Source organism: Candidatus Cloacimonas sp., from assembly GCA_035403355.1.
Lineage (GTDB): Bacteria > Cloacimonadota > Cloacimonadia > Cloacimonadales > Cloacimonadaceae > Cloacimonas.
Genome location: DAONFA010000002.1, coordinates 155,573 through 171,932 on the forward strand (window position 1 = coordinate 155,573; position 16,360 = coordinate 171,932).

Sequence of the window (16,360 nt, forward strand, 5' to 3'; positions counted from 1 at the left end):
AACGATGAAAAAAGCACTAATTCTAATCGTTATGTTGGCTGCTACGGCAGCTATCTTTGCTCAGGTCTATGCTGTTGATCTCTTCTTTTCAGAATATGTGGAAGGAACGAGCAACAATAAGGCATTGGAGATTTTTAACGGAACGGGTGATCCAGTGGATTTATCCAATTATACCATTAAACTTGCTTCCAATGGAGGAACCTGGAGCACTACCAACACTCTTACTATGAGTGGCGTTCTGGATGATGGTGAGGTTTATGTGATAGCCAATTCAGGAGCCGAAGCATCTATTCTATCAATTGCCAATGTTACATCTACGGTTACTTATTATAACGGTAATGATGTAGTTGGCTTATTTAACGGAACTACCCTTATTGATATTATCGGTGTTTATCAACAAGACCCTGGAACAAGCAATTGGCCTGTTGCCGGAACTGCTTCTGCTACTGCAGAACATACTTTAATTCGGAAACCAACCGTTATTCAGGGAAATACTGATTTTATTGCCGGTGCCGGAACTAATGCCGATGATTCTGAATGGACTGTTCATCCTCAGAATTATTTTGCGGACTTAGGTCAGCATACTTTTGATCCGGGTGCTCCGCAACAAGCTGCCACGCCTACTTTTAATCCTCCTGCCGGGGTTTACGGCAATCCTATCAGTGTAACAATATCTTCTACAACGCCCGGAGCTACAATTCGTTACACAACCGATGGCAGTGAACCGGGTGAAACATCAACCCTATATTCTGCTCCCGTTGCTGTTGCCACTACCACTACTTTGAAAGCAAAAGCTTTTGCCTCGGGATTCAGCCCTTCTTACACTGCTACAGCCAGTTATATTTTCCCGGTGCAACTTGCCAATATTGCTGCTTTGCGTGCTGCGGCAGCTGATGGAACTACTATCTATCAACTTGCCAACGAAGTGATTCTTACAATGCAACAAAGCTGGCGTCACCAGAAATTTGTGCAAGATGCTACAGCAGCTATTTTGATTGATGACTATAACAGCATAATTACCACTCCTTATAATATTGGAGATGGAATTACTGGAATTACGGGAACTCTAAATCGTTATACAACAGGAATGCTGCAATTCTGGCCTGTAACAAATCCCGGTCCTGCTACTTCTACCGGAAATGTAATTATTCCCCAATTAGCTACTATAGCGGAAATTACTAACAATGCGGAAACCTATCAATCCCGTTTAATGCGTCTGGATAATGTTCACTATGCCAGCCCCAGCGGAGATTATGCAGCTCAAACCAGTTATGATTTAGTGGATGCTACGGGTACGATTGTGATGCGAACTCAATTCTCCGATGCGAATTATATTGGAACTCCCATGCATCAGGGTAATTTCAATGTGTATGTGATTGTAACTCAATATAACACAGCTACACAAGTTACTCCCAGAATGCTGAGTGATTTCAATCCTGTTGCCAATGATGATGAAGTGCATACTCCTTTTGCTATTCAGCTTATAGGCAACTATCCCAATCCCTTCAATCCCGAAACAACTATTCGCTTCAGAATGGAGAAAGCTGCTCCTGCGGAAGTTACTATTTATAGCGAAAAAGGACAAGTTGTTAAAACATTTAATTCTATTGCCACTGCCGGTATAAATAGTATTGTTTGGGATGGAAAAGATAGCAATGGTAATTCCGTTAGCAGCGGAGTTTATCTGTTCCGTCTAAAATCTGGAAGTTACAGCAGCACCAAAAAGATGGTTTTGATGAAATAACCGGAGGACTCTGTTCCTCTGCAAGAAAGTGTAGTCGGAGAACTCTGTTCCTCCGCAAGAAAAAAAAGGAGTTTCAGCGAGCTCCGACTACACTATAATGAGCTTTGATTAAATACTAAGACAGCATACTGACAACCTATTTTACGAAGGATAATAAAACCAGGATGCCGGTATGCTGTTTTACTATTAAGTGAACGATGCAAACACTAAAAAGAAAACTGTTGCTGATTACGGATTTATATCCCAATAAATTCAATCCGGTAAACGGTGTATTTGTTCAGCAGCAGGCAATTGAACTATCCAGGTTTTATCAGGTTCAGGTTGTCGCTGCCTGTGATAAAAATCCTTATATAATTTATCAACAGCAGCAGGATGGCTTTCCTGTAAAAATAATCTGCTATCCCTATTGGAGGAGATTTTTTTTAACTTCGCTGATTACTTACAGATTATTGGCTCTACCGGCAATAGAACGATGCTATAAAAGATTTCAGCCCGATTTAATTCACATTCACGATTATCGTCATATTCCGGAATTATTTTGGCTGAAGCCCTGGCTGAATAAGCTTCCTGTTCCCAAATATCTTACTTTGCATAATATCCGCACGCATCCACAGCGGTTGAAAAATAACCCGCGTTCAGGTTTTTACAGTTGGGCACTGAAAAGAACTTTAACAAACTGGAACCATATTTTTCCGGTAAATAATAGAATAGCCCATTGGGTAGAGCAATATAACCCTGCCTCTAAAATAACTGTTACCGGAAATGGGGTTTCAGAGCTGCAAAAGGTTGAGCCGCAACAAATAGAACCATATCGCACAATTCTGCGGGAGGGTTGTTTTCATCTTATCAGCATCGGAAATCTATTCACCGAGAAGGGTTTTTCCTATCTCATTGAAGCAGTGTCCATACTGAAAAAAGAAGGATTTTGCCTGCAGCTTGTTATCGCAGGGGATGGAGATAGAAGAAAGGAACTGGAGAATCAGGTGAAAACGAATAATTTGAATGCAGAAGTGATGTTCCTTGGCAGAATTGAGAATAATCTTTTAAGAAATATCCTGCCCTTATTTGATTTATTCGTTCTGGCAAGTTACAGTGAGACCTTTGGCATTGTTTTTCTGGAAGCGATGTTTGCCGGGTTGCCGGTTATCGGAATACAGAATGAAGGTATTTTCGGTTTAGCAGAGGATGGCAAACAAGCTCTATTTGCTGAGCCCCAGAACAGTGAAGACCTTGCCCTGAAAATTAAATTGCTGCTTACGAACCAGATTTTAAGGCAGGAAATTGCCCAAGCAGGGCAAAAGCTGGTGCAAGAGAAATATATGCTTAGCGAGCTGATTCAAAGAGTGATAAAAGTGTATGAACAAAAATAAGCTACTGATGATTATCAATGAATTTCCACCTACGGGTCAAAGCGGTGTGCAGAGACCTCTAAAATTCGTTAAATATGCTGTAAGAGCCGGATGGGAGGTGCATATTATTGCTCCTGAAAAACCGGTGAGAAAGGTGGTAGATTATTCGTTGCTGCAGGAAATCCCTAAAGAGGCACATATTTACCGAGTTGGCGGTTTGGGTATTAAGACCCCGGATGAAAGCAAAATGGTGAATGCCCGCTTTAAAGAAACGGCTCCTCCTTCAAAGATAGAAAGAGCATTTTGGGGTTTAGCAAAGCTGATAAACGATGTGCTTTTTCCTTACGATAAACAAATCGGCTGGATGCCTTTTGCTTATTTTGTTGCGTGTAAGGTTATTAAACAGCAGCAGATTAGAAATGTTTACATAACTGCTTTTCCCTATTCTGCATTTTTGGTAGGAATTGCCCTGAAAAAGAAGTTTGGTCAGAAGATTTTCTGGGTAGCGGATTATAGGGATTCCTGGCAATTCGGACCCCTGAAAGAGAAACTGGTTTTACCTTTCCGCTTAAATAAAATCAGAAAAACAGATGATAAGATTCTCGCAACCTGTGATGCAGCTGTTTTTGTTACCCCGGAAACCCGATTGCAATATATAAACAAGCATAGCTGGCTGCAAGAAAAGTCCTTTTATATATCCAACGGTTATGATGAAGATGATTTTAAGGGTATTGTGCCGAAAAAGTTTGATAAGCCGACACTTGTTTTAATGGGCAAGTTAACCAAGGTTTATGGTTCTCCGTTAAATTTACTGAAGGCACTGGAGGATTGCTTACCGCATAATTATCAGGTAATTCATATAGGCAACATAGATAAAGCTATTTTACAAAGCATTGCTGCCTCCGGTTATACGAGCTATAAATATCTTGGCTATCAAAAACATAGTGAGGCAATTGCTTATTCTCTGGGTGCGGATGTCAATCTGATTATTCTATCGGACAGCCCCAGCGCTAAATATTGGTATCCGGGTAAGCTCTTTGAACTTTTACGGTGTGGCAAACCTATTCTGGCTTTAGGACCCCGGGAAAGCAATCTGGAGAAAATATTAAACGAGACCAAACGCGGTAAGTATGCCTATATTAATGATAAAGAACAAATAAAAACCCAAATTATGAACATTATGCAAAAACCCGCTCAGTTTGATAACTCTCCTGAAACGATTAAACAATATTCGCGGGAAGAACTCTGCAGGCAGCTATTAGCAATTTATGAACAATGTCAATCCAGCAGTTCCTGAACGCGTTTAAATACCATATCCGGAGTGAGCTTAATAAGACAATTTAGCGCGCACTTTGGTTTCTTTTTCTTATCTCTGCAGGGAGCGCAGGGAACAGGATAACGAATTACATAGCTGTTTGGAGAAAAGGGAGCCGTTTGCAATTCGTTGGCAGGACCGAAAATAGTTAAACCCTTTATTCCAAAGCAGGAAGCAATATGTCCCAAACCGGAATCGGTATTGATAAAGAAATGCAGGCGGGAAATTACAGTTGCCACATTTTCCAGAAGAGCATTTTGTAAAAGCAGGGCATTGGTTTTTGCCTGAATAGCTTTTCCTACTTCCAGTTCATCGGGTCCTGCAATAATCAAAACAGGATAAGGATAGCTCTCTTGCAGTTTTTCAATTAGAGCAATAAAATATTCTCTGCTCCATCTTTTATATTTATTTTTAGCCATAGAGCCGGGATGGATGCCGATAATCTTTTTTCCTGTCAGATTGTTTTCAGCCAGGAAGTTATCTGCCCACTTCCCGTTTTCCTCAGTTAAATGAAAATAGGGGAAGAAATTAAGCTCGTTTCTGCGGGAAAGTGCCTCTTCCCAGGAAGGTAATTTCAGGAAGGTCTGCCATAAAGCATAATTATTTTGCGTCCGGGAACGATTTACCTGATATTGAGCGTAAGCCGATAAACCAGGAAAGCGAATTTTGCGGTATTCACCAACCCTTATATCTGCCTTCAGGAGAAACATAAACAGCCATTGTTTCCAAGGTGTAACTCCTGCAGAAAATAGCACTGCTTGATATTTTTCCTTGCGAAGTTGGAAAAGAGCAGGTAGCAGTAAATTTGCTTTCCAACCTGTAAAATGAATTTTGCTGATAAACGGAGCATTAGTTACAGGAATGGCAGCGAACTTGGGGAAACAAAGAATTTCCAGTTCCAGCGCAGGAAACATTGTCTTTACTAAACGCAGAACAGGAGTTAGCATAATCATATCGCCAATGCCCCAAGTGTGAATCAGTAAAACTTTACCTTCTGTAATTTCTTTCAAGGTAACCTCTTAAGCCGTTTTATGAGTTAATTTTCTCAAAACACCTTTTCCTTCGGATATTATCTCCTCTCCCAAATCCGTTATATCTTTCCAGGTAGGCAATAAATAATGTAACATTCTACCCTTGCTATCCTTTTGTTCAAAATAAATAATCAGGACTAACCAAAGAAAATAGGAGAAACTTGTGCTGAGAGCGGCTCCGTTAATTCCCATAACCGGAATCAACCACAAGTTTAAGCCGATATTTACTAATAAAGCAACCGCGGGAAGGATGATACTGATTACAGGAAAGCCCTTGCTATTCAGATAATTATTGAATAGCGAACCAAAGCTTAAACCGTAAACGGCAGGCATTAACCAAATATATACATAATATACAGGCACGAACTGTGCTCCAAACATTATCCGCATTATAAATTTGCCCAAAAAGCCAAAGCCCAAATTTGCCAGAGTGATAAAGAAGAAGAACAAAAGCAAGGTCTTTTTCAACAGCAACCATTTGCTGACATCATCTTCAGTATCTGCAAGCTTTACAAATAACAGACCTCCCACCAGGTTGGAAGCAATCTGAATAAAATCTACAATATGGGCAGCCATTGAGTAGATTCCCACTTGCGTGAAACATAAAAAATGCTTGATGATTACGATATCAGCCCTAATCAGCAACATAATAAACAGCGAAGAAAGAAAAACCCGAAATCCATAGCTGTAAAACATCTTAATCAGTTTCAAATTGAAGCTCTTAAAATGGAGAAGCCAATGATTGCTGAAAACAAGATATAATATACTGCAGCCAAAACCCGTTACGGTAAAAATCATCACGGCATTAATTCTATCTACTTTTAACAAGGCAAAATAGCCAATCAGCAAGAGAACAAGAAAGATGGCAGAACTTAAAAAATGCGCCAGGGAATTCTGTAAAATTCTATCCATTCCCATAGATATTGCCTGTAGTTGCATAAATGCTTTATTAAAAGAAATAAACATAATTAGCAGAATTATTTTGGCTGGAGTGAGAGGATACCCGATCAGCTTATTCCAAAAATCTAAAAAAATCACCCCTAACGAGATGAAAATCAGCAGTTCCGCAATCAGGGTAATAATTGTCCAGCCAAACATCGTGGGCAATTTTTCCGGATATTTACGCACCAAATAGGGATAGCTTCTAAAAATTCCCAAATCCAAAATCATCCAGACAAAACTACCTATAGTAATCAGATAGCTGTATTCACCCTTTAAAGTTACACCCAAATATCTGGCACTTATCCAGCTGATTAAAAAGGAGATAACCAGGATAATTATCCTGAAACTGCCACTGGTAATGATATTTTTTTTCAGGTTTATCTGGGACATTTTTCTCTATTGCCGCAATGTATAATTTTGTGTCCATTGTAATTCATAATGCCAAAAAGCTTATGTTGCCCTTTTTGTCAAATGGAAAACCTTTGCTATTAGGACACAGAGAATACTTAGTGAACTGAGAGATATGGATTTACAGGTAAGAAACAGTTACAGGAGAAATACCTTTGCCTCTATCACCAAATTTTGGCAGCGAGAACTTGTCACGCGTGTTTATTATACTTATTTTATTACTTGGAACACCCGGTTTGCCGAGAAAAAACAGCAAACAGCGGACTTAATTTGCTTGACAGTTAAGGGGCATTTTTTATCAGGAACTTTCAAGATAAACGCAATGCCCGTTTCAAAGAAAGCTTAAGATAAAGGACGGTAAATGGCGATAGCAAAAATAGTATTCTGGGTTTCGTGGCTGCTTTTGGCATACCATCTTGTAGGTTACGGATTAAGCTTATATCTTATCACTTCTTTGTTCAAAAAAAAGAAGCCGGTAACTAAAGCACCGGAAGTATATCCTTCAATTACAGTTATTTGTCCTGCCTACAACGAAGAAAAGGTTATTGAGGCAAAAATTCAATCCTTTCTGAACCTGAATTATCCCCCGGAAAAAATAAAAATGATTGTAATATCAGATGATTCCACCGATAGAACTAATGAAATAGTCCAAAAATACACCAATCAAAACATTTCCTTAATCATTCAAAAACCGAGAGCAGGTAAACAAAATGCCCATAACCTGGTTTTACCTTTGCTGGATACCGATTTTGTTTTATCCACCGATGCCAACAGTATTTTTACTCCCGATTGTGTAAAACTTTTAGTTACTAAAATGCTTTCCGATAACAGGATAGGTCTCGTTTCCGGCGAAGTGATAATGGTTAAAAGAGGCGAGCGGGAATCAGGAGAATCAGTTTATTGGAAATATGAAGCATTTCTGAAATTGATGGATTCCCGATTGAAAACCTTAATTGGAGCTAATGGTCCTATCTATTTAATTAGAAGAGAACTCTTTGGAAAAATTCCGTTAAACAGTCCGGATGATTTTGAACGCGTCTTAATTGCCCTAAAGCAAGGTTACATCGCTGCCTATGAGCCACAAGCCATCATTTATGAAGAAGTTACCGAAAGAGCAACGGAAGAAATAGCCCGCAAAGTAAGAATTATTACCCGTGAATGGTATGTTTTGCAACGCAATATAAAGTTATTAAACCCCTTTCGCTATCCTGCCGTAAGTTTTATTTTGTTTTTTCACAAAGTATTACGCTGGTTGTTTTTTGTTTTTGTATTGACAGGATTTATCAGTAATGCTTTTTTGTTGCAGTATTGCTTTTACCGGGTTGTTTTTATTTTCCAGGTAATTTTCTATCTGCTGGGAACAGTAGGACTTATAAGTCAGGAGAAAGGTCACCATATTCCTTTAACGGGAATTCCGGGATATTTTGTAGCGATGGTCTATTCTTCGGCTATAGCGTTTGTGAACTTCCTGCAAAAAAAGAAGATAAATTTATGGCAACCGGTTCGCTGAAGGAGAAAAAATGAATATTCTAATCACCGGCAGCAATGGCTTTGTCGGTTCCAACTTAATGCGGGAATTGGAAAAAGACGGGCATACCGTTTGCGGTATAGATATCAGTGAACATTGCGAAGGGGAAAAGCATCCGGAAACACAACTCGGCGATATTAGAAATTTGCAAGACCTGAACAGAATTTCTTCTGTCTTCGGGCAAAAGCATAACAGCCAATTGGAGCTGATAATTCATTGTGCAGCAGCTAAGAATGATTTTGGCATTTCCCGCCGGGAATATTACAGCCACAATAAATACGGCACCCAAACATTACTGAATTTTGCCACCGGGAAAGGGATTAAGAAATTGATTTACTTCAGTTCTGTTGGCGTTTTTGGCTATCCGGAAGGGAAAGCAAACGAGGACTCACCTTATAATCCTGATAGCGATTACGGGGCATCAAAACTGGCAGGAGAGCTGCTTTGCATCAAATGGCAACAGCAAAATCCGGAACGCGAACTTGTGGTTTTGCGTCCGGCAGCCATTTTCGGTCCCAATAATTATACCAATACCTATAAACTTATAGACACTTTACATAGAAGACCTTTTTTAACCGTCGGCGAAGGCAAGCATATTAAAACAATTGTCTCTATCTCTACAGTGATTGATATGACCCGTTTTGCAATGCAAAAATCAGCTGCCGGCTACCAGCATTATAACTGTATTGATGAGCCATATTTAACCCTCAAAGAATTGATGGAACTAATTTGTTCGCATCCCGGGTTTACCATGCCCCGCATAAAAATTCCTCTGCAGGCAGCAATTGGAATCGGTATGCTCTTTGATATCCCGGCTAAACTATTTTCCATAGACCTACCGGTTAATAGTAACAGGATGCGTAAATTGGGAACGGCAACTTATTTTACTGCCGAAAAAGCTAAAAGAGACGGCTTTGTGCAAAAAATTTCTCTGCAAGATAGCATCGCCGCAATGTGCGATTGGTATCTTTCAATAAATAAATAAATAAATTAACAGGAGTTCTTGGATGAAAACAGTTAAAATCGGTTTAATTGGCTGCGGTCGTATTTCCAAAAATCACTTAGATGCCGTAACTCAAATTCCCGAAGCGGAGTTTGTTGCCGCAAGCGATATTAGGGAAGAAAAAATGCAGGTAGTAGCAGAAAATTACGGCATTAAAAATCTCTACACCAACTATCGGGAAATGTTGGAAAAGGAAAATTTAAACCTCGTTTCAATTTGCACTCCCAGTGGCTTGCATCCTCAAATGGGAATTGAAGTAGCTAATCATAAAATCAATGTGTTAACCGAGAAACCGATGGCTACCAATATTGAGGCAGCCGATGATTTAATTAAAGCTTGCGACCAAAACAATGTGAAACTTTTCGTGGTAAAACAAAATCGCCTCAATTCAACTATGCAGCTACTTAAAAGAGCAATTGATAAAGGACGCTTTGGCAGAATTTATTTAGCCGAATCCAATGTCTTCTGGCAAAGACCTCAGGCATATTACGATGCCGAAAAATGGCGTGGAACCTGGGAATTTGACGGCGGTGCCTTTATGAATCAGGCAAGTCATTATGTGGATGCACTTTATTGGTTATTAGGGAATGTGGATAGTGTTATGGCTTACACAGCAACTATGGCTCGCCGCATTGAAGCGGAAGATACGGGTTGTGCTATCTTGCATTTCCGCAATGGGTTAATAGCAACTATCAATGTTACAATGCTAACCTATCCCAAAAATTTTGAGGGCTCCATTACGATCATCGGAGAAAAAGGAACCGTTAAAATCGGAGGCGTTGCCGTAAATAAAATAGAAAAATGGGAATTTGAGGATTACGATGACGATGATCGTATTGCTCAGGATGCCAATTATCAGCCGCCAAATGTGTATGGCTTTGGACATAATCCTTACTATCGCAATGTGATAGATGTCCTCTTAGGCAAAGATGTGCCCTCCACCGACGGCAGAGATGGCAGAAAATCCGTAGAAATCATTCAGGCAATATACCGTTCCGCCAAAACCGGAAAACGCGTCTCTCTGCCTTTGTAAAGTGGATATTCACTCTTATAGGGCAGGGTAATTTTTTATCCCAGGCAAGTTTATTTCCTGAAAAGCCAAATTCCGATTTGGCAGACGCTATTGGTATTTTTACTTTAAATCCAGATAATGCAGTAGTAACCCAATTCTACAAGAAATGTTTGGACTTACAATTTTCACTTGCCTTCAATGAAACCCCACTCTCACATTTTTTTTTCACTTATAGCCGCTCTGTAACTGGTCTCCAAACCGAAAAATAGTTAGTTCAAACAAAAAGCATACTCTCTGGTTACTTTATTCTTTTTCTGCTACCAAATATTTGTTACTTAGTTCCTGCTTTTTTGCGATATGCGGGGGATGAGATTCCCGTATCGTTCCCATATCGCGATACGAGAACGATACGGGATTTATATCGGAGGGTTATGGAGAAAATTTCGGGCTCCGAGGTTATGTAATAGTGGACAATGCAACCAAAAATTTTAAAAAAAACAAACAAGTAAAGGAGAAAAATAGGCGACACTTTTCTTTTAGAGTTGGGTTACTACTGCATTATTTGGGTTAAATCCAAAACCGCACTAAACTGTAAATGATAAATGGATAAAAGCAATAACCCGGCTTGCAAGATTAAATTTGTTTTTAATTCTGTTTGTATTATAATATTTAGTAAATCAAATACCCTAAAGGAGAGAGAAATGGATACAAGAGAAGGTATGCCTTTGTTGGGGGAGCGTTTCCCCGAAATGACCGTCGTTACTACTAAAGGTAAAATGATCCTTCCCCAGGATATGGAGGGGAAGTGGTTCGTCTTTTTCAGTCACCCGGCTGATTTTACCCCCGTCTGCACTACGGAATTTGTCGCGTTTCAAAAGCTGTATCCTAAGTTCAAAGCTCTGAATACTGAACTAATCGGCTTGAGCGTAGATCAGGTTTTTGCCCATATTAAATGGGAAGAATGGATTAAAGAACATCTTGGCGTAACAATCCAGTTTCCAATTATTGCCGATACCGGTGCTGTAGCCCGGCGCTTGGGTCTTATTCATCCCGGAAAAGGCACAAACACGGTCCGGGCAGTATTTATAGTTGATGCCAAAGGTATCATCAGAATAATTCTATATTATCCTCAAGAACTGGGACGCAATATGGAAGAAATTCTGCGTGCCGTAGAAGCTATGCAATTTTCTGATGCCAACGGTTGCTCTATGCCTGCTAACTGGCCTAAAAATGAATTGATTGGAGACAAAGTGATTATTCCAGCTGCCGCTACTGTTGACGATGCTAATGCTCGCATTGCTAAAATTAAAAAAGGAGAAATTGAGGGCTATGACTGGTGGTTTTCCTATCGGGATGCTAAACCGAAACAGGAGAAAAAATCTGCTGTTCAGCCCAAGGTCTCTCCTCGCACAAAAAAGAAATAACACCCTAAAGAGGCAGTTATTTAGCTGCCTCTTTTTTTTTACAAAAAAAATGGTTGATTGGTATTGCCGTTCTCAACCCCCTAAATCCTTTCAACCCTCTCTACCCTTCTGGTTTTCTTTTACCTCTTTGGAATATATATTGCTTAATTAATTACAATGTCAGCATTGATAAAAATATTGGATAGTATTTAAATATAAGGAGGTAACGATGAAAAGGCCTCTCCTGTTTTTACTGCTTATTCTTGCTTTTATGGCTTTGAATGCCAATGAACCGGTTCCTGTTTACAATTCGCAATTCCTGGTTTTTAATCAAAAAGGATTAACTTTGCCCAACGGGGAGATGGTTTTTTTCACCAGTGCTACCAATGAAAATGATATTGATATTGTGATGACCAGGGTAACTGTTACCGGTGAAGATGTTATATCCCAATCGTTTAACATAGCTAATACTGCCGGTGAAGAATATCTGGTGGATTTGATTTTAAGTTCGGACGGCTGTATAATTTATACCTATAATCTCCTGTTACCAGATACTGAAAGCTATGACTATGATTTATATATTCAAAAGGTCTCGCTAACCGGTCAACCCTTATGGGGCGAAACAGGAATTAATGTAACCCGGGCGTATAGTGATTATAAATTAACAGCCAATATGTCCGGAGGAGCATATCTTTTGCGAAATTGCTATTTAACTGGTAAAAATACACTTTTTGGCTGGAATTTTGACGCTCAAGGGAATAATCTCTGGCAAACGGAAACAATTTATCAAATGCCATCCTCCTATACTTTGCAACTATCCGATGCCCTTTGCGATCAGGCAGGAAATATTATTGTTAATATGTTTGAGAGCGTTTCTTCCGATAGTTATCAGTATAGCCACTTAGTTAAATTTTCCCCTCAGGGAAATGTTGTCGGCAACGATCCTTTGGTTTCGCAAAATCAATTTGCAGGTGCTTATAAACTGTATGGCGATCCAACCGGTAATTATGTTTTATGGAAATCCGCTCTTTCCAGTTTATCTTTGCAAAAGATGGATGCCTCGGGCAATCTGCTATTGCCGGAAACTGTCTCTTATTCGCTTAGTGAAAATGCGATTTCTCCTCATCTGGGATTTTGTTCTGATGGCAGTTTATATTATTGTGAAATGAGAAATTATCCTTTATTTCCTCTGATTTATAAATTAAATCCAAATTTACAGCCAGGTTGGACTGCTCCGGTGGAAATTCCTTTTTACTGGAATTATTATCTCAATACTTATGGAATTGCCACTGATAATTCTCTCTATCTATCTTATATTGATTATTTGAGTTATGTTGATAATGTAGATAATTGTGCTACAATGCTTACCTGCATCAATTCTGCTGATGGCAGTTTTGCTTTTCCGGTTACTTGTGTTTCCAATCAAATCTTTTATAAGGAAGCAGATAAAATTTTAATTTCTGCCGATAAAGCACTGGTATTATGGTATGATTTTACGGATGGGGATTTTGGAGTTAAAGGTCAACTGGTTAATCCTGCCGGAACAGTTTTGCTGGAACCGGAAGGAAGAACTTTCCAATATAAACACTCCGGAAGCGTGTTAAACTACAAGGTTGTGGATTTGCCCCTGGGTTCTTGCTATGTTTACGAGCTCAATAATCTATACACCAGAAAGAAACTCTACTGCCAAATTTGTGATGATAACCTCTCTCCCTTACTTGGAGAAGAGGGAATTGAACTAAATCCCGATTCCAACGATGCAGAATGGTTAAAAGCCATTATTAAAACACCCGAAAATCAGGTGGGAATTCTCTATCTTAGCCAAAACGCTCAGGATGTATTCAGTTTATATTATCAGGCGATAGATAACAACGGTTTATGCTTATTGCCCGGAAAAGGTATCCTGCTTAAAGAAACGGTTACGGATCAAGCTTATAATTATATGATGACCTGTGCCGATGGAGATATCCTTATTGCCTGGGAAGAAACTTATTCCCTGCTCTATAATAAAATAATTAGAGGACAGCGCTTACATAATAATGTTCCCCAATGGGATGCAGAAGGAAAAATTCTTAAGCAAAGCACTCCTTATGAATGCGGATTAGTTTATCTGGGTACAAACTACCTCGTTTATGAGGACTATAGTTATTATTATTCCTATTCCTGGGGAATTAGGAAATTGGATGCCAGTGGAGATCCTGATCCATCCTGGCAACTCACTGATTATATAACCAGCGGCACCCATTCTGATCTTATGCAATCTTGCTCACTGGCAGGTGATGAAATGACTGTCTTCTATATTAAAGAATTCATTTCGGGTTGGTATTCCAGGTATGATTTATATGCTCAGAAATATAATAGCCAGGGATTACCGTTATGGGGAAATTTGGGATTTCGCATATCTTCTACCCAAGGTTCACATCCCAATGTAGCAGGTGTTTACTATGGAGATAAAATATTATTTGCTCTAAGTGATTTCAATAATGCTGAACTATATTTCTCTATAACCTATAACCTTATAAATAATAACGGAACTATGAACTGGCAAAATATTGAACCCTTTTCTACTGAAGAGTTGTATGATGCTTATAATTTTAAGCTGGAAACTTATAACAACGATATAAACTCCATCCTTTGGCTGTCCGATCGCAGTGACAATGATTTTAAAATTAATCACTACTATATCCTCTCCGATGGCTCCTTATACTATAATACACCGGTAACACTTGATCAAACAGCTAAAAGAATTTCTAATTTACAGTCAGTGAATAAAGGAAGTTTCTCTCTGGCAACTTATTGCCGGAATAGATACTATATGGAATTGAAAAATTATCCTGAAGCGAAAACAAACTTTACCAGCGGAAAAACGGCGTCCTCGCCGTTTACTGGCAAACCGTTTGGTTACAGTAGTGAAGCGGAAAAAAACCTGTCCTCCGCTTACATCCCCAAAGGAATTAACATAAACTTAACTTCCCTCTTTACCTGTAAAATTCCTTCTGAACCGGTTGTAACAATTGACCCTCTGCTTACCCCTGAAACCCTATCCTGCTGTAACTACCCGAATCCCTTCAATCCGGAAACTACAATCTGCTTTGAACTATCTTCCGCAAACAATGTCTCTCTCCAAATCTATAACCTTAAAGGACAACTAATTCGTACCCTTCTTAACGATTACTTGCCTGCTGGAAAACAATCTCTTGTTTGGAAAGGAACCGATAACGAAAATAATCCCGTTGCAAGCGGGGTCTATCTGTATAAAATTAAAGCAGGTAAATACTCTCAAACAGGTAAAATGATGCTGATGAAATAAACAAGCCCTCTTTTTCGTAAACCGGCGCTTATTTACTAAAATACTTGGTTTCCACTTAGTAGAATAATGCTCTTATCCAGCTAAATTAAAAAATAATTTGCATATCTAAGGAGTTGGATTATAATATAATTATGAGAGGTTGAAGAGGCGCGAAGAGGAAAAAGATAAAAAAAGGGATTGACAAGAAAACAGCATTTAGAAATATGACGCAACCTGCCTTGCCGAGGCAGGGGGAAAAAGTTCTTTTAGTAAGAATATAGAGTGCGCAAGGGAGAGAGAAGCTCTTGTCAGTTTTTTGAAGTCATTTAGTAATGATGGAGAGTTCGATCCTGGCTCAGGACGAACGCTGGCGGCGTGGATTAGGCATGCAAGTCGAACGGTATGGACCTTTCGGGGTTCAGAGAGTGGCGAACGGGTGAGTAACACGTAGGTTATCTACCCTCAAAACGGGGACAACCCAGGGAAACTTGGGCTAATACCGGATGTGTGCAGAGCTTGTTTTTGCTGTTTGAGATAATCACGGAAGTGGTTATTGAGGGCAAGTGAGAGCGGGTTTTGCATAAAAGGTGGCGTAAGCTGCCGTTTGAGGATGAGCCTGCGTCCTATTAGTTAGTTGGTGAGGTAATGGCTTACCAAGGCGATGATAGGTAGGCGGCCTTAACGGGTGGTCGCCCACACTGGGATTGAGATACGGCCCAGACTCCTACGGGAGGCAGCAGTCGAGAATAGTCTACAATGGACGAAAGTCTGATAGTGCGACGCCGCGTGAACGAAGAAGCCCTTCGGGGTGTAAAGTTCTTTTATATGTGAGCAATGCCAGATAGGTGAATAGTCTGTTTGGAGCGATATTAGCATATGAATAAGCAACGGCTAACTCCGTGCCAGCAGCCGCGGTAACACGGGGGTTGCAAGCGTTGTCCGGAATTACTAGGCGTAAAGGGCAGGTAGGCGGATCTATAAGTTTAATGTTTAAGGCAACGGCTCACCCGTTGTACGGCATTAGATACTGTAGATCTGGAATACGGTTGGGGAAGACAGAATTCCTGGTGTAGCGGTGGAATGCGCAGAGATCAGGAGGAATACCGAAGGCGAAGGCAGTCTTCTAAGCCGTTATTGACGCTAAACTGCGAAGGTGTGGGTATCAAACAGGATTAGATACCCTGGTAGTCCACACAGTAAACGATAATCACTAGGTGTTGGGTTCGTAGAGAATTCGGTGCCGTAGCTAACGCGATAAGTGATTCGCCTGGGGAGTACGATCGCAAGGTTGAAACTCAAAGGAATTGACGGGGGCCCGCACAAGCGGTGGAGCATG

The 16,360-nt window shown here is 39.9% G+C and carries 10 protein-coding genes and 1 rRNA gene; 9 read left to right on the forward strand and 2 right to left on the reverse strand.

Features of this window, described 5'->3' with window-relative positions:
* Window positions 1-4 precede the first annotated feature (4 nt).
* The 3 genes from PLE33_01265 (at window position 5) to PLE33_01275 (ending at window position 4,390) form a co-directional block, all read left to right on the forward strand.
* Entirely contained in the window at window positions 5-1,744 is a 1,740-nt protein-coding gene (locus PLE33_01265) for a chitobiase/beta-hexosaminidase C-terminal domain-containing protein (protein HPS59877.1), read from the forward strand.
* A 197-nt stretch (window positions 1,745-1,941) separates the two neighbouring features.
* Entirely contained in the window at window positions 1,942-3,114 is a 1,173-nt protein-coding gene (locus tag PLE33_01270; GenBank protein HPS59878.1) for a glycosyltransferase family 4 protein, read from the forward strand.
* Window positions 3,101-4,390: a hypothetical protein gene (locus tag PLE33_01275; GenBank protein HPS59879.1), complete on the forward strand. Its 1,290-nt coding sequence runs from the start codon at window positions 3,101-3,103 to the stop codon at window positions 4,388-4,390. Before PLE33_01270 ends, PLE33_01275 begins: the two co-directional genes overlap by 14 nt.
* On the opposite strand, the gene PLE33_01280 is transcribed toward PLE33_01275, so the two are convergent.
* Window positions 4,372-5,418 (reverse strand): glycosyltransferase family 9 protein, encoded by a 1,047-nt coding sequence (locus PLE33_01280; GenBank protein ID HPS59880.1) that lies wholly within the window; start codon window positions 5,416-5,418, stop codon window positions 4,372-4,374. The two genes, PLE33_01275 and PLE33_01280, sit on opposite strands and share 19 nt — an antisense overlap.
* Before the next feature lie 9 nt (window positions 5,419-5,427).
* Window positions 5,428-6,771, reverse strand: a complete 1,344-nt coding sequence (locus PLE33_01285) for a polysaccharide biosynthesis C-terminal domain-containing protein (GenBank protein ID HPS59881.1) — start codon at window positions 6,769-6,771, stop codon at window positions 5,428-5,430.
* A gap of 379 nt (window positions 6,772-7,150) precedes the next feature.
* Here PLE33_01285 and PLE33_01290 point away from each other — a divergent pair, with 379 nt between their 5' ends.
* From PLE33_01290 to PLE33_01315, 6 genes are all read left to right on the forward strand, one after another.
* The gene (locus PLE33_01290) at window positions 7,151-8,299 is read left to right on the forward strand and encodes a glycosyltransferase family 2 protein (GenBank protein HPS59882.1); all 1,149 of its coding nucleotides are present in this window, start codon (window positions 7,151-7,153) and stop codon (window positions 8,297-8,299) included.
* A gap of 10 nt (window positions 8,300-8,309) precedes the next feature.
* Window positions 8,310-9,302 carry an NAD(P)-dependent oxidoreductase gene (locus PLE33_01295; GenBank protein ID HPS59883.1) on the forward strand — a complete coding sequence of 331 codons (993 nt, stop codon included), beginning with the start codon at window positions 8,310-8,312 and terminating at the stop codon, window positions 9,300-9,302.
* A gap of 22 nt (window positions 9,303-9,324) precedes the next feature.
* Window positions 9,325-10,353 carry a Gfo/Idh/MocA family oxidoreductase gene (locus PLE33_01300; GenBank protein HPS59884.1) on the forward strand — a complete coding sequence of 343 codons (1,029 nt, stop codon included), beginning with the start codon at window positions 9,325-9,327 and terminating at the stop codon, window positions 10,351-10,353.
* A gap of 680 nt (window positions 10,354-11,033) precedes the next feature.
* Entirely contained in the window at window positions 11,034-11,756 is a 723-nt protein-coding gene (locus tag PLE33_01305) for a peroxiredoxin (protein HPS59885.1), read from the forward strand.
* Window positions 11,757-11,964: 208 nt separating this feature from the next.
* Window positions 11,965-15,045 (forward strand): FlgD immunoglobulin-like domain containing protein, encoded by a 3,081-nt coding sequence (locus PLE33_01310; GenBank protein ID HPS59886.1) that lies wholly within the window; start codon window positions 11,965-11,967, stop codon window positions 15,043-15,045.
* Between the two features lie 311 nt (window positions 15,046-15,356).
* Window positions 15,357-16,360: ribosomal RNA gene (locus PLE33_01315) — 16S ribosomal RNA — on the forward strand; the annotation flags it as partial.